Source organism: Vibrio sp. 1580 (genome assembly GCF_033340055.1).
Genome location: NZ_JAWOVT010000309.1, coordinates 1 through 688, shown reverse-complemented (window position 1 = coordinate 688; position 688 = coordinate 1). Strand labels below are relative to the sequence as shown.

At 47.1% G+C, this 688-nt stretch carries 1 protein-coding gene; it reads right to left on the bottom strand.

Features of this window, described 5'->3' with window-relative positions; all coding sequences use genetic code 11:
• A partial coding sequence (gene nadK / locus R7093_RS25700) for an NAD(+) kinase (RefSeq protein WP_318147084.1) occupies positions 1–688 on the bottom strand: 688 nt, incomplete at both ends.

The window sequence follows — 688 nt, the reverse complement described above, 5'->3', positions numbered from 1 at the left end:
GACCAACCGAGTTTGTTCCGTAATACGTGATAGTAGCTGTAATCTTTCGGATGGATGAGTTTGAGTACATTTGGGCTTTGATAAATGTGGATCTCATCGCCGGGAGAAACTGGCAGCGACACTTGTCCATCACAACTTACTTCTTGTGTACCGCGATTTACTGGTGACACAATCAGTTTGATTCTACGTTTGCCATCAACCACCAACGGACGGCTAGATAAGGTATGAGGGAACATAGGCACCAGTGAAATGGCATTCAGGCTTGGTGACAGAATAGGGCCACCACCAGAAAGTGAGTATGCTGTCGAGCCTGTTGGTGTGGAGACAATCAACCCATCGGCGCGTAAAGAGAAGGCAAAGCTTTCATCAATGTACACCTCAAACTCAATCATATGTGCGATTTGCCCAGGATGGAGCACGGCTTCGTTTAAAGCGGCGTTATGACTTTTTATTTGACCATGACGATGCACTTCTGCCTCAAGTAAGAAACGCTCTTCTTCAATGTACTCTCCTGCAAGTACGGCTTTGAGTGCCGCTTGGAAATCGTCTGGGTTTAAATCAGTTAAAAAGCCTAGATTGCCACGGTTTACGCCAATCACAGGCACGTCAAAACGCGATAAAATTCTCGCTGCGCCCAGCATGTTGCCATCACCGCCGACAACTATCGCAAGATCTGCGTTTTTGCCCA